The sequence below is a fragment of the Pontibacillus chungwhensis genome (genome assembly GCF_030166655.1).
Taxonomy (GTDB): domain Bacteria; phylum Bacillota; class Bacilli; order Bacillales; family BH030062; genus Pontibacillus.
In genome coordinates, this window is record NZ_CP126446.1 from 3,224,292 (window position 1) to 3,243,672 (window position 19,381).

At 42.1% G+C, this 19,381-nt stretch carries 18 protein-coding genes and 1 riboswitch; of the genes, 7 read left to right on the plus strand and 11 right to left on the minus strand.

The genetic code is table 11. The features are described 5' to 3' along the window. Positions 1 to 265: 265 nt before the first annotated feature. From menC to QNI29_RS16710, 6 genes are all read right to left on the minus strand, one after another. Positions 266 to 1,384, minus strand: coding sequence for an o-succinylbenzoate synthase (gene menC / locus QNI29_RS16685; protein WP_231418824.1), 1,119 nt, complete (start codon positions 1,382 to 1,384; stop codon positions 266 to 268). Next, positions 1,381 to 2,874 (minus strand): o-succinylbenzoate--CoA ligase, encoded by a 1,494-nt coding sequence (locus QNI29_RS16690; RefSeq protein WP_231418825.1) that lies wholly within the window; start codon positions 2,872 to 2,874, stop codon positions 1,381 to 1,383. The genes menC and QNI29_RS16690 overlap by 4 nt, the downstream gene beginning before the upstream one ends. 623 nt (positions 2,875 to 3,497) lie before the next feature. Then, on the minus strand, positions 3,498 to 4,319 hold the full coding sequence (gene menB / locus QNI29_RS16695) for a 1,4-dihydroxy-2-naphthoyl-CoA synthase (RefSeq protein ID WP_231418826.1): 822 nt from the start codon (positions 4,317 to 4,319) through the stop codon (positions 3,498 to 3,500). A 31-nt stretch (positions 4,320 to 4,350) separates the two neighbouring features. Beyond that, on the minus strand, positions 4,351 to 5,160 hold the full coding sequence (gene menH / locus QNI29_RS16700) for a 2-succinyl-6-hydroxy-2,4-cyclohexadiene-1-carboxylate synthase (protein WP_231418827.1): 810 nt from the start codon (positions 5,158 to 5,160) through the stop codon (positions 4,351 to 4,353). A gap of 9 nt (positions 5,161 to 5,169) precedes the next feature. Further along, complete coding sequence (menD, locus tag QNI29_RS16705) at positions 5,170 to 6,903, minus strand: 2-succinyl-5-enolpyruvyl-6-hydroxy-3-cyclohexene-1-carboxylic-acid synthase (protein WP_231418828.1); 1,734 nt, start codon at positions 6,901 to 6,903, stop codon at positions 5,170 to 5,172. Next, positions 6,900 to 8,288, minus strand: coding sequence for an isochorismate synthase (locus QNI29_RS16710; protein WP_231418829.1), 1,389 nt, complete (start codon positions 8,286 to 8,288; stop codon positions 6,900 to 6,902). Before QNI29_RS16710 ends, menD begins: the two co-directional genes overlap by 4 nt. A gap of 527 nt (positions 8,289 to 8,815) precedes the next feature. Here QNI29_RS16710 and QNI29_RS16715 point away from each other — a divergent pair. Beyond that, on the plus strand, positions 8,816 to 9,763 hold the full coding sequence (locus QNI29_RS16715) for a 1,4-dihydroxy-2-naphthoate polyprenyltransferase (RefSeq protein WP_231418830.1): 948 nt from the start codon (positions 8,816 to 8,818) through the stop codon (positions 9,761 to 9,763). A gap of 141 nt (positions 9,764 to 9,904) precedes the next feature. Here the strand turns inward: QNI29_RS16715 and QNI29_RS16720 are convergent, their stop codons facing one another. Further along, complete coding sequence (locus QNI29_RS16720; RefSeq protein WP_231418831.1) at positions 9,905 to 11,113, minus strand: DUF418 domain-containing protein; 1,209 nt, start codon at positions 11,111 to 11,113, stop codon at positions 9,905 to 9,907. Continuing rightward, positions 11,097 to 11,288: a hypothetical protein gene (locus QNI29_RS16725; protein ID WP_231418832.1), complete on the minus strand. Its 192-nt coding sequence runs from the start codon at positions 11,286 to 11,288 to the stop codon at positions 11,097 to 11,099. Before QNI29_RS16725 ends, QNI29_RS16720 begins: the two co-directional genes overlap by 17 nt. Positions 11,289 to 11,443: 155 nt before the next feature. On the opposite strand from QNI29_RS16725, the gene QNI29_RS16730 reads away from it, so the two are divergent. From QNI29_RS16730 to QNI29_RS16755, 6 genes are all read left to right on the plus strand, one after another. Beyond that, entirely contained in the window at positions 11,444 to 12,145 is a 702-nt protein-coding gene (locus QNI29_RS16730; RefSeq protein ID WP_231418833.1) for a response regulator transcription factor, read from the plus strand. Beyond that, complete coding sequence (locus tag QNI29_RS16735; RefSeq protein WP_231418834.1) at positions 12,142 to 13,866, plus strand: sensor histidine kinase; 1,725 nt, start codon at positions 12,142 to 12,144, stop codon at positions 13,864 to 13,866. Before QNI29_RS16730 ends, QNI29_RS16735 begins: the two co-directional genes overlap by 4 nt. A 112-nt stretch (positions 13,867 to 13,978) precedes the next feature. After that, positions 13,979 to 14,371 (plus strand): hotdog fold thioesterase, encoded by a 393-nt coding sequence (locus QNI29_RS16740; protein WP_231418835.1) that lies wholly within the window; start codon positions 13,979 to 13,981, stop codon positions 14,369 to 14,371. A 36-nt stretch (positions 14,372 to 14,407) separates the two neighbouring features. Continuing rightward, positions 14,408 to 14,779, plus strand: a complete 372-nt coding sequence (locus QNI29_RS16745) for a TraR/DksA C4-type zinc finger protein (protein WP_231418836.1) — start codon at positions 14,408 to 14,410, stop codon at positions 14,777 to 14,779. Positions 14,780 to 14,873: 94 nt separating this feature from the next. Further along, positions 14,874 to 15,356, plus strand: coding sequence for a TspO/MBR family protein (locus QNI29_RS16750; protein WP_231418837.1), 483 nt, complete (start codon positions 14,874 to 14,876; stop codon positions 15,354 to 15,356). A gap of 233 nt (positions 15,357 to 15,589) precedes the next feature. After that, complete coding sequence (locus QNI29_RS16755; protein WP_231418838.1) at positions 15,590 to 15,886, plus strand: YkvS family protein; 297 nt, start codon at positions 15,590 to 15,592, stop codon at positions 15,884 to 15,886. 261 nt (positions 15,887 to 16,147) lie between these two features. Here the strand turns inward: QNI29_RS16755 and QNI29_RS16760 are convergent, their stop codons facing one another. The 3 genes from QNI29_RS16760 to QNI29_RS16770 form a co-directional block, all read right to left on the minus strand. Further along, entirely contained in the window at positions 16,148 to 16,735 is a 588-nt protein-coding gene (locus QNI29_RS16760) for an ECF transporter S component (RefSeq protein ID WP_231418839.1), read from the minus strand. A 164-nt stretch (positions 16,736 to 16,899) separates the two neighbouring features. Further along, positions 16,900 to 17,052, minus strand: a riboswitch (FMN riboswitch). 239 nt (positions 17,053 to 17,291) lie between these two features. Continuing rightward, on the minus strand, positions 17,292 to 18,350 hold the full coding sequence (locus tag QNI29_RS16765; RefSeq protein ID WP_231418840.1) for a M20/M25/M40 family metallo-hydrolase: 1,059 nt from the start codon (positions 18,348 to 18,350) through the stop codon (positions 17,292 to 17,294). A 60-nt stretch (positions 18,351 to 18,410) separates the two neighbouring features. Continuing rightward, positions 18,411 to 19,268, minus strand: coding sequence for a DMT family transporter (locus QNI29_RS16770; protein WP_231418841.1), 858 nt, complete (start codon positions 19,266 to 19,268; stop codon positions 18,411 to 18,413). Positions 19,269 to 19,381: the final 113 nt, after the last annotated feature.

Below are 19,381 nucleotides of genomic sequence, written 5' to 3' on the forward strand. Positions count from 1 at the left end.
ACGATTAGATAGTGAAGAAATAACCGTTTTTAGAGGTGAACAAACCTATGAAGGCAATAATGATCGGTTTTACTCATAGGTCCATATCGCTAATCCGCTTACATAAGGTGTCTTTAGGACCACCTACCCTGCCCTATTCTTATTCCATAATAGGGTAGGTTTGATGGAGTATTCCCGTTAATTGTGGATGGCGCGTAAGGTGAGCATTGGAAACAACTTCGAACGTTCCATATAAGGCCGCTTATAGGGAACATAAGAGCATTCGTTAGGACGAATGCTCTTTAAAGTGATAGGTAAATGTGTGTTCTGTAATTTGTTCGATGCGTCTCTGGTTAATTTCAAAACCAATCCCGGCCTTATCATGTGGGACTTCTACCTGACCGTTTTGTAACTCGACTTCTGGGATGATTACGTCTTCATGCCAATAACGCTTAGAAGCAGATAAATCTCCCGGAATGGTCATGCCAGGGAGGGAGGCAAATGCAAGGTTATGAGCTCTAGAAATTCCAGTTTCAAGCATCCCTCCACACCACGCATCTACTCCAGATGATTCGCATAGGTTATAAATCTTCATAGCCTCCGTAAGCCCACCTACACGACTAATCTTAATATTGATCGTTTTACAACTACCAAATTGAATAGCCTGGTAGGCATCATGATAGCTTTCTATACTTTCATCTAAGCAAATCGGCGTATTCATACGTCCTTGTAGTTCTCGGTGTAAATAGAAATCACCAGCGGCGAAAGGCTGTTCGATCATCAGAAGCCCGAGGTCGTCTAATGAAGCCAGGTGATCTAAGTCCTCTTCTTCGTAGGCTCCATTTCCATCAAACATAATAGAGAGGTCTGAGGAAAGACCCTTAACCGCTTCGATATCTTCACGCTCATGCCCCTTTCGCACCTTCACTTTTATTCGCTTATAACCTAGTGATTCATATAGAGGGACGAGTTCATTCAGATTCTCGGATAAGCTTATCACGACACCCACAGGGATAGAAGGTTGTGTTCCACCAATAAGAGAAGGAAAGGATTGGTTATTTTGTTTAGCATACAAATCCCAAAGAGCCCCTTCAAGGGCTGCTTTTGCCATTTGATGGCCTTTTTCTTTCTTCAAAAGTTCCGGTAGCTCAGAGGGATGTTGGACCTTTCCTTCTTCCAGTACAGGAAGAAAATGATCCCTCAACATCACCCAACACGTTTCTACCGTTTCAGCTGTATAAAAAGGAGTCGAAAACGCAACCCCCTCTCCCCAGCCTGAACACCCATCAGCATCCATTGCTTCGACTAGGATGCCTTCTCGTTCTTTCACGGTTCCTGCATGTGTCGTAAAAGGTGTTACAAGTTCCATTGTGTACCGATAAAGTTTCACAGAAGCGAGGTTCATTGAACATTTCTCCTCTGTTTCAGCCAGTTAGCCAGTTCTCTGCGTAACAACTTATTGGTGGCATTACGCGGTAAATGATCGACGAAGTAGAGTTCTTTTGGTTGTTTATAAGAAGCAAGACGATCGTTACAAAAGGTTAGAACATCTTCTTTTGTTAGAGACGTGCCTTCCCTTCTGACAATAAAAGCTACGGGCACACTCCCCCATTTTTGATCTTCTTTACCAACCACACCCACTTCTTTTACTTGATCCATTCCGCTTAAAACCCCTTCAATCTCCGCTGGGTAAATATTTTCACCACCTGAAATAATTAAATCCTTCCGGCGGTCCACTACATATAAGAAGCCATCTTCATCGACATAGCCAAGATCTCCTGTTCGTAGCCATTCTTTTTGGATGGTGTCTTCATTCGTTTCGGGTCTTCGATAGTAGCCCTTCGTCACCATCGGGCCTTTAACAACGATTTCTCCTATTTCATCAGAAGCTGCTCGTTTCCCGTCTACTTCAATTGAAAGTTGCGCTGGGAATAAGGGTTTCCCTGCCGATCCGATTTTGTTTAATGCATAGTCCGGACTTAGCGTTACAATTTGTGAAGATGTTTCCGTCATTCCATACGATTGGAACACGGGAACAGATTTCTCTTTTGCTTTATATAATAATGGTTCAGGTGCAGGACCGCCCCCTAAGAGCATCCCACGAAATTCATCAGGATACCGTTCAGTACCCAGTCGGTCCATCAGACCATCTAGCATAACCGTTACGACTGATACCGTCGTAACGCCTTTATTCATAATGGCATCATGGACCTTCTCGACATCAAAGGAAGTATGGAGGTGGACAGGCATGCCATAAATAACACTTTTCATAAGGATTGATAGTCCTCCTACATGGAAAAGGGGTAAAGCAGCCAGCCATTGGTCTTTTTCCGTAATGCCAAGGTTCAATGCAGAACTCACTGCACTCCACCAGTGATTACTATAGGATAAGAGAACCCCTTTGGGAGAACCGGTTGTGCCAGACGTATATAAAATTGTGTAAGGATCTTCCATTGTGACCTCTTTCAGAAAATCAACAGAACGAGCTTCAGAACTCATCAGCTCTCCAAAGGAAAGAGAAGGAATGTCTGTTTTTTGTGTAAGTTCATGGAGCGTATCTTTAAATCCGTCTTCCCCCACTACATACACACACCCTGCATCCGTAACCTGAAAGACTAGCTCATCAATGGTTAAACGGGTATTTAATAACACCCCAACAACTCCCAAATAGGAGAGTGCGTGCACGATCTGAACCATTTCAACAGAGCTCTTCGCATAAACTGCAATATGATCTCCCTTATGGATTCCAAGAGTGGATAATCGAGAAGCCCTATCCTTTGCTCGATGCTGAAGCTCAGCAAACGTCAAGCTCTCTTCATCCGTCACAAGAGCCGTGCGCTCAGGTGTTAAAAATGCACGTTGATCTAACCAATTGGGCATTGTTTGTTCGCTCATGTTCCTCACCCTTTCTACAATTCCATCCAGAACTTGTTTGTTATAAGATTCTCATAAAATCTATGGTTTATTTTGATTTAAATGGGCCCGTTACGTTTGATGAGTGCTTGGGCTTGCTCGGGGACAACTAGCTTTCCTGCGGGGAGCTGGGGAGCCTCCTCGTTCGCTATCGCTCTCTGTGGGGTCTCCCCTAGGCTCCTTCCCCCGCGGGAGTCTCGATGTCCTCGAGCAAGCCCTGGCTATTGTTCTAGAAACAGCCCCGCATTCTAAAGGCGCCAACGGTTGAAGGGGTTTCGCATATGGCATGTTTCCGTTACACCATGTATAGCAAAGGTGGGGCGGGAAATTGCGAGACTCCTGCGGCAGTAGGAGCCTAGGGAAGACCCCGGAAAGCGCGTAGCGATTGAGGAGGCTTCCCAGCTCGCCGCGGAAAGCGAGTGATTTCCCGAACCACCTTACACTCAATTATAGCTAACGGAAACATTCTCTCAGCTTCGAGTGTACAGCAATTTTGCCCGATTACTGAACAGTTGCCTTTGGCATAGTCAAAGAAAAGAGGGTGCCCATGAGGCTCTCCCGTAGGAGAAGAGCTCATCACAGGCACCCTCTGATTATCGTTCGATTTATGGGAAACGCGGGAACTGTTTGAAGTCTGGCTTGCGTTTTTCTTTGAACGCATCGCGACCTTCTTTTGCTTCATCTGTTGTGTAATAAAGAAGCGTTGCGTCGCCACCCATTTGTTGAAGACCTGCAAGGCCATCTGTATCAGCATTAAAGGACGCTTTCAAGAAGCGTAGCGCTGTAGGTGATTTCTCAAGCATTTCCTGACACCATTGTACCGTTTCTTCTTCAAGCTTTTCTAATGGAACAACGGTATTGACCATGCCCATGTCCTCTGCTTCTTTAGCAGAATATTGACGGCACAGGTACCAAATTTCACGAGCTTTCTTATGGCCAACCATACGGGCTAATAATCCAGCTCCATAACCTGCGTCGAAGCTGCCGACTTTTGGTCCTGTTTGTCCAAAGATTGCATTATCAGCTGCAATTGTAAGGTCACATACAACGTGAAGAACGTGGCCTCCACCAATCGCATAACCTGAAACCATGGCAACAACCGGTTTTGGAATCACACGGATTAAACGTTGTAAGTCTAAAACGTTAAGGCGTGGAACTTCATCGTCCCCTACATAGCCTCCATGACCGCGAACTTTTTGGTCTCCACCTGCACAGAATGCATCGTCTCCTGCACCTGCAAGAACAATAACACCAATTTTAGAATCATCACGAGCGTAAGAAAACGCATCTAACAATTCTTTAACGGTATGAGGACGGAAAGCATTACGTACCTCTGGGCGGTTAATCGTAATTTTCGCGATTCCATCATTAGTTTGATAAAGGATGTCATCATAGTGACGTTCATTAATCCATTCTACTGCTGACATATGTATATTCCTCCTTTTAATTATAGCGCTTTCATCTAGTCTCACTAGAAAAGATGAATTCACTTACTATTTTAGCAAAAGTTTGCGCTTGTTCCACGTGAATTGCATGACCAGTTTGTGGAATGTTGTGATGAGAGGCATGCAAGAAGTGATCTTCCATTTGATTTGCAATGGCTGTAAACTTCTCATCCCATTCTCCTGTTAGGAGCAGGACAGGGCTTGTAAATGTTGATAAGCGGTCCCACCATGATGGCTGAACCCCTGTCCCCATACCTCTTAATGAGGCAGCTAGACCTTTTGGAGATTGTTTCATACGCTCTCTACGTATCTCACTTTGAATCTCTTGTGGTAAGTTCTTTTGACTTTGAAACATATCAAGATTCTCCCACTTTTCCACAAAAGCTTCAATACCATCTTTCTCTAAAGATTGGGCTAATCCTTCGTCTTTTGTTTGCCTGGCCAGTTGATCTTGTGTGGAATGAAGTCCTGGACTTGCGCTTTCAAGCGTAAGACTCCTCACCATTTCAGGGTATGCCATTGCAAAGGAGAGAGCTGTTCTCCCTCCCATAGAATAGCCTACTACATGAACAGAGGGCAAGGAAAGGTGCTCTAGAAGTTCACTGATATCTTTACATACCGATTCCATGGTAAACCCAGCTGATGCTTCTGTCTTCCCGTGGCCAGGAAGGTCAATCCGTATCCATTGTATACGGTTTTGATCGTTTTCAACCAGGTTATCCCACGTAGAGTGAGTACCTGTAAAACCATGTAAAAGTAATACAGGTATCCCTTGCCCTACGCTTTCCACCCAATAGTCTTGTTCGTGTATCGTTATATACATCGTCCACCATTACCCTTCTAATAAGGCTTGTTCGATCTGCTTCCACTTCTGACGATGCCAAGTAGCATTTTCTTCACGATCTGTTTTTACTTCTATGACGGAAAGCCCTTTTGTTTCAACGAGACTAGACGTTAATTCCTGAAATTCATTCCTTGAATTCACCTGTGTAAACGAACCACCATACATCTCAATAACTTTACTAAAATCAAGAGACAAAGGGGTTCCAAACAGTGGTTCAAAGTGGTCCTTATGCTCAGCTTGAGGTAAGAAAGAGAAAATGCCTCCTCCTTCGTTGTTGATAACCACAATCCGAAGGTTCAAACCAAATTGCTTCGCCGCAAAGAGACCATTTAGATCGTGAAAGAACGATAAATCTCCTAACACTAAGGTAACGTCTTCTCCATGAGCAGCTGCACCGAGTGCACTTGAAACAACGCCATCGATCCCGTTGGCCCCCCGATTAGCCATAGTTCTGACTGATTTAGGAGTGGTCAACATAAATGTATCTAAATCACGAATAGGCATGCTATTTCCTACAAATAGGGTCCCTTTTTCAGAGAAGCTCTTTAAAATCTCTGTAAATACATGACCTTCTGACAAGTTATGACCTTCAACCTCTGTCAGAATAGCTTTTGCTTTTTGATTCGCTTCCTGCCATTTCTTTAACCAACCAACGTCAAAGAACGAAGACTCTAGATGGTTGACCCACGTCTCACAGAATTGCTTTCCGTCAGCTAGGATCAAGGAAGCTTCATTTCCACTTGGATCCCTAAATCCCTCATAGGATTCAACCACATATTGTTCAATTTCTGGGTGGTCTTGAAGCATAAGCCAATAAGGCTTAGAAACAGGCATAGCACCAAACCGGATAATGAAATCAGGAACAAATTGCTCTCGGACTCCCGGGCTTTTCAAAATCGCATCATAAGCTTCAATGACATGGTCTTTCTCATGCTGCCCAGCCCGCACTTGGGACAGAGGATCCGCTAAGACAGGTAGCTGTAAATACCGGGCAAGCTGTGTAACAGCTTCTGGTAGTCCCGGATCAGTTTGAGGACCACATACAATCAACCCTTTTTGATGCTTTTCTACGCGTTGTTTAATCTCTTCAACGGCCTCATGTTGAAGCTTTCTTTCCCCTTTATAGGCATAATGAAACGATCGTTCAGTACGTTGGCCCCATAAATGGTCAAGAGTGAAGTCAGGGATAAGCGGTGAGCGAAACGGGAAATTCAGATGAACCGGACCCGCGTTATGATCAAGAGCTGTATGAAAGGCTCTAGCTGCTTTACTTCGTACGTAACGAAGCATCTGTTCACTGCTCTCAGGAAGCGCCATCTCTTCGAACCATTTTACGTATTGACCAAACATATGAATTTGATCAATAGCTTGGGGAGCCCCTACATTGCGGAGTTCGTGTGGACGATCCGCTGTTAAAACGATGAGTGGGACTCGACTATAAAAAGCTTCCACAATAGCAGGATAATAATTTGCCGCAGCTGTTCCAGATGTACACACAAGTGCTACCGGACGTTGTTGTTCTTTTGCGATTCCTAAGGCAAAAAAAGCAGCAGAACGTTCATCAACGTGAATCCAATGATGAACGTCTTCATGCTCAGCGAATGTCATTGATAATGGTGTCGACCTTGATCCAGGAGAAAGAACAACATCTGTTAATCCCGTGTGAACAAGTTCATCTACAAAGTTGGCCACGTATCTGGTCAAAGTTTCTGTGTGTGTCATTCTTTTCCTCCTAGGGCGTGGATCATAGGTAAGAATTTAACTGCTGTTTCCTGATATTCTTCTTCCGGATCGGAATCTTCTACAACCCCACACCCAGAGAAAAGAACTGCCTCATCTTTTTTCAATAGGGCTGAGCGGATAGCAACTGCAAATTCACCATTTTGATAGCTATCAAACCAACCTACAGGAGAAGCATACCAACCCCTGTGAAAGGGCTCATATTCACGAATGAACTGTAAAGAGTCCTCTCTTGGGTAACCTCCTAATGCTGGTGTCGGATGAAGCCTCTCGACCACATCTAGTAATGAAACCCCATCCTTAAGAGTTCCACTTACAGGAGTATAGAGATGTTGAAGATTGCGAAGCGGGTACAAGACAGGTGCGTCCGGAACGTGAACATTTTCACAACAACCTGTTACAGCTTCTTTAATCATTTGAACCACGAAATCATGTTCCTGTAAGTTTTTCTCATCATTCAAAAGCGCTTCTCCTAAAGCTTCATCCTCACTCGGAGTCTTCCCTCGCGGAACAGTCCCTGCTAAGCAAGTAGATAATAGCTCGTTATTCTCTACCTTAACAAGACGTTCAGGTGTGGCTCCTACAAAACAAGAATCTCCGCTTTCAAAGGCGAATATATAACTTTGTGTTTGTTCTTCTTTCAGCTTTCGAACAACTGACGCAGCTTTTCGATCATCAGAAAAGGAAACAACCATCTCTCTGGCTAATACAACTTTTCCGATTTGATCGGTCTTAATATGATCGGTCGCTTTTGAGACAATTTGTTTAAATTCAGCAGGTAGGATTTCTTCTTGTCCTGTAACCTCTACACGCTCTTCTTCTTTATAACGGCCTGAAATCAGGTTCTGATATTCTTTCGTAACAATGTTGTATAATTCCTCTTCATTGTCATTAGGATGAATCATAAGGTTAAGGGTTAGATACGTATCCTCTCCCCACTCTGTTAAAAGGTACATTGGAATAAAGACTTTGCTATTCGGAAAATCTTCCCAAGTTCCGTCACCTTCCTTTAGCGGATCAAACGAAAAACCGCCCAAAGCTACAGGCCCTGTACCTGGTATTTCATATGGGTTCAGAACAACAGCATCCCCTAAGAGATCATTCCACATTTGGCGAGTTGAGAAGAAACGGTTTCGATCCGCCTCAAATGTATAGGCTGAACCAACGCCTACGAGGGTGAACGTCGTATCAGCACTTGTCCAATAAACCCGCTCTCCCTGATAAACCTTCCCAGCCTGAAAAAAACCAAGGGAATCAACCGAATCCAGCTTAGTGGTGACACTTACAAGCTGAGGTTTCTCAATATGCTTTCTATTTGAAAGAGCTTTATAAAGCTTTTCATGATAATACGAAGTTGTTTCAATCAAATAAATGCCCTCCAATCATCAGGGACTTTGTCACTATATATTTTGGCACAACAGTACTATTATATCGAAAAAATCATTACAAATCATAAAAATCCCACCTTTATTTTATTCCCTTTTTCAACATAGCTCAAGTAAAAAGAAAAGCGCAGGTGGGTTGACTTATCACGCTAGGTCCTAACCGCCGGAGCTGGACACTAAAGAAAAGCGCAGGCGACTGTTTAGCCCCGTATGCATAAGCAAAAGAACGGAAGTTCGCAAAGCGGACTGCAGTTCTCTTGCTTATGACACTAGGGGCTAGGAGCCGGAGATGGATCAAAAGAAAAGCGCAGGCAGGATAAGCCGGAGTTTGACTACAACCGTCCCGACAATAAACAACTTTTAACCATCCCACTTCATGTGGGCTTTCGCACCCTGCAAGCTCTTCAATGGTAGGTAATCAAGGCTTTTTCTATGTTGACAGTGTCATACAGTTTGCCTAAACTGAAATAGGACTATGATGAAATGGTCATGATTAAGGAGAGAAGAAGATGCAAAGCATGAACAAAAAAGATATACAAACAGCCTTGAATGAGCGCAAAGGTTGGCAAGTATGGTGGCGATTGTTGCGACCCCACACGTTGACTGCAGCGTTTGTACCTGTTTTTATCGGTACAATGTTGGCGGGGCTAGATGGTTCGTTTCATATAGGTTTATTCCTTGCCATGCTTTTGGCTTCCATCCTCATTCAAGCAGCTACAAACATGTTTAATGAGTACTATGACTATGTGCGTGGTTTAGATACAGAGCAATCCATAGGGATCGGCGGAGCTATTGTCCGCGATAATATCCCAGCCAAGAAAGTATTGGGACTTGCTCTAAGTTTCTTCGGTGTCGCAATGGTCCTTGGGATTTATATCTGCCTCTTAACAACTTGGTGGATTGCTGCAATTGGAATCGTATCGATGCTATGTGGTTATTTATATACAGGCGGTCCATACCCAATTGCCTATACACCATTTGGTGAACTCGTTTCTGGCTTCTTTATGGGAACAGTCATCATCGGAATCAGTTATTATATCCAAACCAATACCCTGACGTCTCAAGTCGTTCTCATCTCTATCCCTGTTGCCATTTTAATTGGAGCGATCCTTCTTGCGAACAATATTCGCGACTTGGAAGGGGATCAGGAGAATGGACGCAAAACACTAGCAATCCTATTCGGACGAAAAGGAGCCATCCGCTTTCTTGCCTCCTTATTCGGTATAGCCTACGTTTTAACAATTGTGTATATCGCAATCGGGTTACTCCCGTTATGGTCCTTATTAGTATTGATCAGCTTAGCTAAACCAAAAGGGGCAGTTCAGACCTTCTCAAACAATTCCACACCTCTTACTATGATGCCCGCTATGAAATACACGGCTCAAACCAATACAATTTTTGGATTCTTACTTGGACTATCGCTATTATTCCAGTTTATTATACCCGTATCATGGTAAAAGGAAGCTAACGTTTGGTGTTAAAAGGGTTGACCCCTCTAAAGAGGCACAGATCTTAATGATCTGTGCCTCTTTCGTTTGTATTTATAATCCAATACCTAATAAGACGAACATGAAACCAAATTCCATTTACATTCTTCATCAAGCCGTAAAGGTCCGATCTTCCCTCTTCCCTACGTTAGGCTTGGCTTTCCCTTTCCAGGAGAAATACGTCCACATACGCAACGGCTTTTCAAGGGGCCCTGTTTGAAACTTCGATAGATAAAGCAGGCTTATGAACCACTGTGCCGAGAAGATGAGCACTGAGAGCGCTACACCCGTTAGCATACCAAGTTCTCCAAACCATCCAAAGCCAAACCCATAAAATACACTGACACAAATTATTGTCTGAAGGATATAGTTGCTCAACGAGAGCCTCCCAACCCTTTCTAATCCTTTAGTGAAGATCGAATGACGAGAGGAAAGCCATAGAGTAAACCCAAAAATATACCCAAACGCTAATACCGGTCCGCCTAACGCATATCCAACCCCACTCCCAATAAAGTCAGGCCATATTTCATTCATTGCTTTTAGGGCAATGCCTAATCCTACAAACAGAACTGCTTTACGGCGCCATTTTGTTGTCCTGGTACGAACTTCATAAAACCAACGTTCTTTCGCCGCTACCATACCGAATAAAAACATCGGCAATGTCAATATAGGGGACAAAATAAGAAGTACGACCAACTCTCCCCCTGTCATCATCAGAGGATCTTCATTTAAGCGGTGATCCATTATTTCACCAAATGTCCCGCTTCCATAAATGATCTCCGTTTGTTTCACATATTCATCCATCACCAGCTGCTCCTCCTCGGAAGTGACCAAGCTCGTTCCGCCAAGGCCTAATCCACCTATGATAACGAATAGAAGCAGCGCCCAGATCTTTAATGTTTTACTCCTGCGTCCCATAAACAGAAGTAACACGAAACCGGTCATCCCATAGGAAAGTAAAATATCCCCTTCCCACAGAAGAGTCCCATGAAAGATACCGATTATTATTAAGCCAATAAAGCGTCTGACCAAGAAACGTTTCCTTGGTAACCCTTTTCGATCTAAAGACTCTGTCATCTTGATAAGCCCATATCCAAATAAAAAGGCAAAGATAGGCATAAAACTGGTCTCCACGAAAACCTTCAGCACCCCATGTACCACTTGGTCCATACTGGATACAGAATACACACTTAGTTGATCCTTCCCGTATATTCCATATTGAAAGATTAGCATGTTTGCCATCAGAATTCCGAATAAACACAATCCCCTTAACCGATCGACAACTCCAATTCTATTCTCCATCTCACCCTTTCCCTCCATAGGATTCATCCCCTACATAGGATGGGGTTATAATTGTCCCTAGAAAAAATATAGCCCCAAACCCATAACGCACATATCTTATATGTTCATAATGATTGAACACCACAACAGACAATATAAGCCCAATCGCACCTAAAATCATGACATAAATCCCTATATTCTTACTTACCATCATCAAAAACACTCCCGCCATCCATTTTTATACATTCATTGTACAACGTTTTCCTTACTAAAAAAGGAACACGACCTTACTTATATCAAACAAATCGACGCTCATTGTTAAGGTTTTCGTAAGGTAGCTATGATAGGATAGTTCGGGGGTGGAAATACATGAATATTTTACTAGTTGATGATGAACCTTCCATTCTAACCATGATGGAGAAAGTCTTAAGAAAAGAAGGATACACATCGATACAAACCGCTGCTTCAGCCGAAGAAGCTATGCAGGAAATTAACCATTTATCCTATGATGTCATTTTGCTCGATGTTATGTTGCCAGATGGATCAGGATTTGATTTAGGACCAAAGATACGCGAGAAAACGAATGCCTACCTTTTGTATTTAACAGCCAAAACCTCAGACCTAGATGTGCTAACTGGCTTTGCTATGGGAGGAGATGACTATGTCACGAAGCCCTTCAATCCACTTGAAATTGTAGCGCGTATGAAAGCGGTAGAGAGGCGAATACACCATACACAAGCTTCAGACAATAAACCAACACTCGTCCATGACTTTGGTTACTTCTCCATAAATGAAATAACGAAAGAGTTAACCGTTAATGGCAAGACTGTGCCTTGTCCAGCTATGGTTTATAAACTTCTTCTTTATTTAGCTAAAAATCCAAATCGAGTCTTTACGAAAGCTGATTTGTTCGATGCTGTATGGGGAATGGACCATATCGCTGATGACAATACCATCATGGTTCATATCAGACGCATACGTGAAAGAATCGAACCAAACCCAAGCCATCCTCAATTCTTAATTACTGTTCGAGGTCTTGGTTATAAATTGGTAAAGGATTCTTCAATATGAAATCCATTAAACGAAGAATCGGTTTCCACTTCTCCATTCAATTTGTCTTTTTAAGCGTATTCATTATTACAGTCTTACTCATTGTCTTTTTTATGCTAGTCAACTTCCTAATGAATGAAGATGTAAACCGAAATTACCCTAAAGGGGCTTTGGAGACAATTGCAACTGAGGCTTGGATTGAGGAAGGTAAAGTAGATATACCAGAAATGTGGATCAACGAATTAGAAGAAAAAGACATGTGGATGCAAATTATAGATGGAAGCGGGGAAGCCCTGTATTCTGCCAATGTGCCTTCCTCCATTCAGCATACATATACAATGGATGAGATTCTGGCCATTCAAGAACGAGAATCGATCCAAACTTATGAAATTGTTACTTATATCGATTCCTTATTTTACGACCAACCCTACCTCTATATTTTAGGGTACCAGAACCAAAAGCAAGAACAGCTAGACGAATGGGTTCAGTCTTTTGAGGAGAAAGGACGGGTTTCTGAAGAAGGGGTTTCTCAAATCAAACAACAGATGGAAGAAACAGATGTTTACTTAGATGTTGTAAACTCTGAAGGAGAAGTTCTACAGCGGATTGGTTCTGGCCCTTCCCCTGAACGTTATACAACGATTGAAATTCCAGCAAGGCTTTCTGAACCTCAAAATTATGATACAAAAATTATGACGAAGCGACTTCCCGAAACTACGTGGATCCTTCACACACCAACAGAAGAAGGAAAATGGAAGTTCTCTTCGATTCAACAAATTTTAATTGTACTGATTAGCATAGGGTCAGCAACACTTCTTCTATTGATTGCTCTATCTATTTGGCATGGCATTCGGTACGGGCAACCCCTCTTACTCTTTATCAGTTGGCTTGAAAGAATGCGCAATGGAAATTATGAAGAGGTGTTCACAGAACGGGAACGCAAAAAATTATTTAACAAAAAGAACAAGATTCGCCTTCGTTATCGCCTGTATAAAGAAGTGATTCAGGAATTCTATGACATGGCCGAACAATTAGATCATGCGGAGAAAGAACGTCTCCTACTCGATCAACAACGTGAAGAGTGGATGAGCGGCATTTCTCACGACCTTCGTACTCCCCTGACAACCATTCAGGGATATGGTCATATGCTAGAGACAGGCTACTATGAGTGGGAGAAAGAAGAATTGAAAGACATGGGGGAAACAATTCGGAAGAAAGGGGATTACATGCTCGAGTTGATCCAGGACTTTTCCCTTATTTCTAAACTGAAACAGCAAGGCTTGCCTATTGAGTATGAGATAATTGATTTGAAAAAGACAGTAGAACGGAGCCTCAATAAATATCAGGAATATGATACGATTAGCGTCAACGTTGAACCCAATACTAGATTAGAGGCAAACCCAAAATGGATTGAGCGGCTGCTTGATAATTTAATCATTAATGCCTTAAAACACAATCCAACAGGAACATCCGTAACGATTACCTCTAAGGTTGAGAAAGATTGGATCTTTCTTTCCATTCAAGACAACGGCATCGGTATGGACGAGCATACACAAAAGAATTTATTTACTCGCTATTTCCGCGGCACGAATAGTGAAGAAGAGAGTGATGGAAGCGGTCTGGGAATGAGTATTGCTAAAGCAATAGTCCACGCTCATCACGGCTCTATTTCCGTGTCTTCTAAACTACAGAAGGGGACGACTATAATCGTTAAGTTTCCCATCCAACAAAACAAAAGATAAGAGATATTGGTTTAAGGGAGGAATGCATTCCTTCAAAGCGGAATTAAGATATAGAGACTTGTTATGTTTGACTCCAGATTGAAAAGGAAATAAAAAAGAAAGGATCGATTATATGAATTTAACTGCTAAAAATACATTACTGGGAGCTTTAGGAATTGAAGAGGTTGAAATGACAAAAGAACGTGTTGTGTTGTCTATGCCTGTAGATGAACGCACGCACCAACCTCTAGGATTTTTACACGGAGGTGCAAGCGTCGCCCTCGCAGAAACAGCGGCAAGCATTGGTTCAATTCTTCATGTGGATATGGAACAATACAACGTATTTGGCATTGAAATTAATGCAAACCATATTAAAGCGAAACGAAGTGGCACCGTGTATGGGATTGCTACCCCAACACACATCGGGAAAAGTACGATGGTATGGGAAATAAAAGTAGTAGATGAAGAAGATGAACTCATTTGTCTGTCTCGTTGTACCGTTGGCGTCGTGCCAAGAAAGAAATAGCCCTCCCTCTCCCTACAAGTGAAAGGAGTATTCACCATGTTAACAGAGGATCAATTAAAAGAATTAAAAAAGCAGCTATTAGAAATGAAAGAAGATGCTGAAAAAGAACACCATAACCATGATGGCTACTTAAATAACGAAGAGGACCAGGGCAATTCTGTTGGTGAGTTATCCAACGTAAATAGCCACCCTGGCGATCTTGGTACAGAGAAATTTGAACGGGAGAAGGCCTATACATTAAGTGAACATGCGGAAGAACAGCTCGATGAAATTAATGCTGCTTTAGAACGCATAGAAAAAGGGACATATGGATATTCCGAACATTCAGGTAAACCAATCCCATTTGAACGTTTACAAGCTATGCCAACAGCTCGCTACTTGGTGGAGGAGCAAGAAGAATCCTCTTAATGGAAAAGGCATATATGAGGCAAGCTACGTAACATAGATGTTACGCTAGCTTGCCTTCGTCTTTGTCTAATCCATGTGAAAGGAGTGCGAACAATTGAACAAAATAGTTAAAGGTATCCTTCTTTTTCTACTTATATATGGCTTGTTCAGCATTGCAGGGTTCTTATTTCCAATCGACCAAGAATGGTATAACAGCTTAGAAAAACCTTCTTGGACTCCATCAGGGTCTGTAATTGGGCTTATATGGGCAGTATTGTTTGCTTTTATTGCTCTTTCATTAGTCTTAGCATGGGCTTCTAAAGGATCTTTCTCTCCTACACTGTGGACAGTCCTAATTATTAATTATGTAACGAACCAACTATTTAGCTTCTTCCAATTTGAACTAAAGGCATTAATGCTAGCGACAGTCGATACGTTTATTGTTGCTGTTACGACTGCTTTATTAATCATCATGATCCGCAAATACAATAAAGTTAGCCCTTGGCTTCTCGTCCCATACTTTTTATGGACATCATTTGCGACCTATTTGGCTTTTACATTCTATAGGTTAAACCCAACCGAAACCTTCTTTATGTAAGAACCAAACCTTCTTTCTCTTTGTAAACGTTTCACAATTCCATTAAAATGTAGAAAGAAGTTATTGATTCTATGTGAACTTCTTGTTTAAATAGAAAAAAGAATCATGTTAGAGTAATACTCTAGGAAGAATGAGGGCGATCCATTTAGGGTATAGTTAAGAAAAACCTCTCGCCCCCATTAATCAATCAGAATTTAAAATGCCAATACATTTACTAGGAAGGGGATCCTCTCATGGCTGACGAAAATATGAGTAAAGACTTAATCAATGCTGCGTTTGAAAAGAAAAATGCAGAAGAACCTGTAGAAGATGAAAAAATAAAGGAAGAAGATAAAGCAACCGAAGGTGATATCATTACCTTCCAACGAGATGGACAACAACTTGAAGGAATCGTAACTTCCTCGAAGTTAGAAAACTCTGTGGTTGTGGATATGACCATTATGGATGACTTCAACGAGCGAAACTTAGATTTTGAGAAAACTGTTGTGGCTCATACGAAATACAGCATTAAGAAACGTCGCGACGTGTAAGCGGACAGTTCCTATGCATAAAAGAGCATCGCACTCTACTTAGAGTGCGATGCTCTTTTCTTTATAAGCCTCCTTACGAATTTGGGAGAAAGTTTCCGTTAGCCTTAGTCTAAGTGTAAGGTGGCCCGAGAAATCACTCGCTTTCCCCCTAGCACTCATTAAACAGAACGGCCTTCATCCACACTAAAATGCCTTAACTATGTGCTTTCATAAAAAAAGCCCCCCACACATAGGTGCAGGGGACTTGGTTTATATCTATTGCTAAGCAGCGTTGATGGTTTTTGTTCGTTTCTGTTCAAACCAAGGCCTCATTTTAATAAACAACGGCACAAAGAGCATTCCTACAATGATTCCTTTCATCGCATTAAACGGCATAATGAAGGCTGTTACGTAGGCCATCTTTGTCCCTTCTACCTCAAAGCCCATCAACCATGTGTAGGCTGGTAGAATAACAAGGTAGTTTAAAACAGACATACCAAGTGTCATTACGATGGTACCTGTAACAAGGCCAGATACAACACCTTTTACACTTTTGAAACGGTGATATAGCAAGGAAACGGGCAGGATAAACATGATTCCCGCTATGAAGTTTGCGCTTGCTCCAATAGGATCTCCACTTCCTAGCATGAAGTGAAGGCCATTTTTCATAGCCTCTACAATAATACCGGCTACCGGTGAAAAGATTAATGCTGCAAATAAAGCTGGAACATCACTAAAGTCCACTTTTAGAAAACCTGGTAAAAGCGGCAGTGGAAAGTCCAACAGCATTAATAATAGTGAAATGGTGCTCATTAACGAGAGCGTAATGAGCTTGAATAATTTGGATGATTGACCTCTTGGTTTCATCATCGATCTCCTCCTTCATCTTTACTCTCGATTCACATCCCAGATGAAGGTGAGCGAATAATCCTATCGTTCGTTCCATCAAAAAATCCCTCAAGCATTAAAAATCGCTTCAGGGGTGATAAAAGACCATAGGGAAATAAAGGTATCATATATACCTATTTTTCGCTCTACATCTTCTCCCATCCAGACTGTAACTGTCGGTCCCGGATTCTCACCAGGTCCACCGATCGGCACATAAGTACCAAGCGGGTCACGGACTTAGGACACCAAGTGGGCCCCTCACCGTCGGTCGGGAATTTCACCCTGCCCCGAAGATGGAATCGTATTTTATTGAGTACAATTCTCATTATAACGTCTAATTGAGAATTTGAACAGTAAAATGTTTCACAAAATGAACATTCATTCATTTTTGTTAAAATTGTTGTCCTAACTCGCTATATTATGCAGCCGATCTCATCTTCGGAACTAAATGACAACAAATAACCCATCCACATTCCTTCTCAACAAAACAATATTAAAAATCCCCCTCAGCATTTACACTGAGAGGGAGATCTTTATGTTAATCTTCTAGCGGATTAAGGCTTTCTTCTCCGGACATTTTCTCAATCATCGTCACAAGTAAATCGATTTCTTCATCAATGTCCTTGATACTTGCCGTTTCGACTGGTGAATGCATGTAGCGTAATGGCAAGGAAACAAGGCTAATCGGAACTCCTTTTCCTGTCAGACGCATCTTATCCGCATCCGTCCCTGTCATACGCGGCGTTAATTCATACTGAACACGCATCCCCTTAGAACGAGCTGCTTCTTCTAACAAGCGATTAATCTTAATGTTAATAGGAGCACCTTTCGCTAGAACAGGTCCACCATCTAGCTTAATGTCTCCGTGCTTGTTCTTATTTACATATGGATAATCCGTTGCAAATGTAACATCTACAGCAATGGCCATCGTCGGTTCCAGACCAGCAGCTGCAAAATAAGCTCCGCCCATGTTTGTTTCTTCATTTACTGTACTCGCAGCATATACTCCAACATTAATATCTTTCTCTGAGAGTTTTCTCAATACTTCTGCTACAATGAAGGAACCTGTACGGTTATCTAAACCACGCCCGGATATGTATCGGTCCATCATGATTTCTGGTTCACGTTTATATACAGCAAGGTCTCCAATTTGAACGAACTTTTCCATCTCTTCTTTCGATTTTGCTCCACAATCGATAAATAAATCATCAAGGCCAAAATCACCCTTTAGCCCCCCGTGATGTTGAGCATTCACACCAATGACACCAGTGAGAGTTCCGCCTTGCCCAAGAACGGTTACTTTCATTCCTACAGCCGCTTTTGGATTAATGCCTCCCATTTTATCAAAGTGCAAGAAGCCATGATCATCTACACGATTCACTACTAGAGCAATCTCGTCACTATGACCAGCCAAGAGAATTTTAAAATCTGCTTCAGGATTTAATACCCCTATCACGTTTCCAGCATTATCTGTTCGAATCTCATCCGCAAAAGGCTTGACGTATTCTATCCATTTCTTCTGAATCTCCATTTCCATACTCGATGGTGATGGAGTCTGTAGCATCTCTAACAAAAATTTCTGTTCATTTTGTTCCATCCACTATTCCTCCCTAATCGTTTCCTTCATCTTATCAATTTCCTTGACTTTACACCAATGCTAGGCTGTTCCAACCTTTTTATTCTTCCAAAACATATAAAACGAAGCCCCGAAAATAATAGCATAACCGAGGAAGCTTAAAGTGTCTGGAACTTGATTAAACACGACGATACTGATTACCGCTGAGAACAAAATATTGGTGTAGAAAAAGATTGAAATTTCCTTGGCCGGCGCAAATTTATAGGCAAGCGTGATCCCAAACTGACCTATTGTTGCAAAGACTCCCGCCAACAATAAATATAGAGTTTGCTGAAGAGACATCGGTTCATAAAGAAGGGCCGTGAACGGCAACAACACAACCGTCGAGAAGAAAGAAAAGTAAAATACAATTGTGTAGTATTCTTCTTTATCACCTAAGAAACGAAGAACCGTATAGGCAAGGGCAGCAAAGACTGCAGAAGAAACACCCGCCATATATGGAATGGTCTCTACAGAAAACTCAGGTTTAATAATGAGCAATGTGCCTAAAAACGCAATCACGATCGCAACAATTTGAAACTTACGCGCTTTCTCATTTAAAAATAAAGCGGAAAAAATAATTAAAAGAAACGGGCTTAGTTTATTCAACATATCGGCATCCGACAGCACAAGATGGTCAATAGAATAAAAATACAGCACCATTCCTAGCGTTCCAAGTGATGATCGTAATAGCAAGTACTTCTGGTTCTCTTTCTTCCCGAAGAAGCGTTCTTTATGATAGAGAACGAACCCAAATGCTATAAAAGCAGAGACAATGTTGCGAAACATCGTCTTTTGAACCGCTGGTAGGTCCCCCGAAAGTTTAACGAACGTCGACATCATCGCAAAACCGAAGGCAGCGCTTAATAATAGTAAAATTCCTTTATTCATGTTGCTCATGTTATTCCTCCAACAAGGTGGTCTTGATCGTTGCAAACGTTCGTATCTTATCCCCCTCACGTACCTTTGTCAACTATCTTGCCCCCCCACGGCCCTCTCATGCACCGCGCACC

Excerpts from the sequence above, each read along its gene's own strand:
- QNI29_RS16765 (WP_231418840.1), bottom strand. The coding sequence starts at position 18,350 with ATGGAACAAAATGAACAGAAATTTTTGTTAGAGATGCTACAGACTCCA.
- menD (WP_231418828.1), bottom strand. The coding sequence starts at position 6,903 with ATGACACACACAGAAACTTTGACCAGATACGTGGCCAACTTTGTAGAT.
- QNI29_RS16715 (WP_231418830.1), top strand. The coding sequence starts at position 8,816 with ATGCAAAGCATGAACAAAAAAGATATACAAACAGCCTTGAATGAGCGC.
- QNI29_RS16730 (WP_231418833.1), top strand. The coding sequence starts at position 11,444 with ATGAATATTTTACTAGTTGATGATGAACCTTCCATTCTAACCATGATG.
- QNI29_RS16755 (WP_231418838.1), top strand. The coding sequence starts at position 15,590 with ATGGCTGACGAAAATATGAGTAAAGACTTAATCAATGCTGCGTTTGAA.
- QNI29_RS16720 (WP_231418831.1), bottom strand. The coding sequence starts at position 11,113 with ATGGAGGGAAAGGGTGAGATGGAGAATAGAATTGGAGTTGTCGATCGG.
- QNI29_RS16740 (WP_231418835.1), top strand. The coding sequence starts at position 13,979 with ATGAATTTAACTGCTAAAAATACATTACTGGGAGCTTTAGGAATTGAA.
- QNI29_RS16745 (WP_231418836.1), top strand. The coding sequence starts at position 14,408 with ATGTTAACAGAGGATCAATTAAAAGAATTAAAAAAGCAGCTATTAGAA.
- QNI29_RS16770 (WP_231418841.1), bottom strand. The coding sequence starts at position 19,268 with ATGAGCAACATGAATAAAGGAATTTTACTATTATTAAGCGCTGCCTTC.
- QNI29_RS16690 (WP_231418825.1), bottom strand. The coding sequence starts at position 2,874 with ATGAGCGAACAAACAATGCCCAATTGGTTAGATCAACGTGCATTTTTA.
- menC (WP_231418824.1), bottom strand. The coding sequence starts at position 1,384 with ATGAACCTCGCTTCTGTGAAACTTTATCGGTACACAATGGAACTTGTA.
- QNI29_RS16725 (WP_231418832.1), bottom strand. The coding sequence starts at position 11,288 with ATGATGGTAAGTAAGAATATAGGGATTTATGTCATGATTTTAGGTGCG.
- QNI29_RS16735 (WP_231418834.1), top strand. The coding sequence starts at position 12,142 with ATGAAATCCATTAAACGAAGAATCGGTTTCCACTTCTCCATTCAATTT.
- menH (WP_231418827.1), bottom strand. The coding sequence starts at position 5,160 with ATGTATATAACGATACACGAACAAGACTATTGGGTGGAAAGCGTAGGG.
- QNI29_RS16760 (WP_231418839.1), bottom strand. The coding sequence starts at position 16,735 with ATGATGAAACCAAGAGGTCAATCATCCAAATTATTCAAGCTCATTACG.
- menB (WP_231418826.1), bottom strand. The coding sequence starts at position 4,319 with ATGTCAGCAGTAGAATGGATTAATGAACGTCACTATGATGACATCCTT.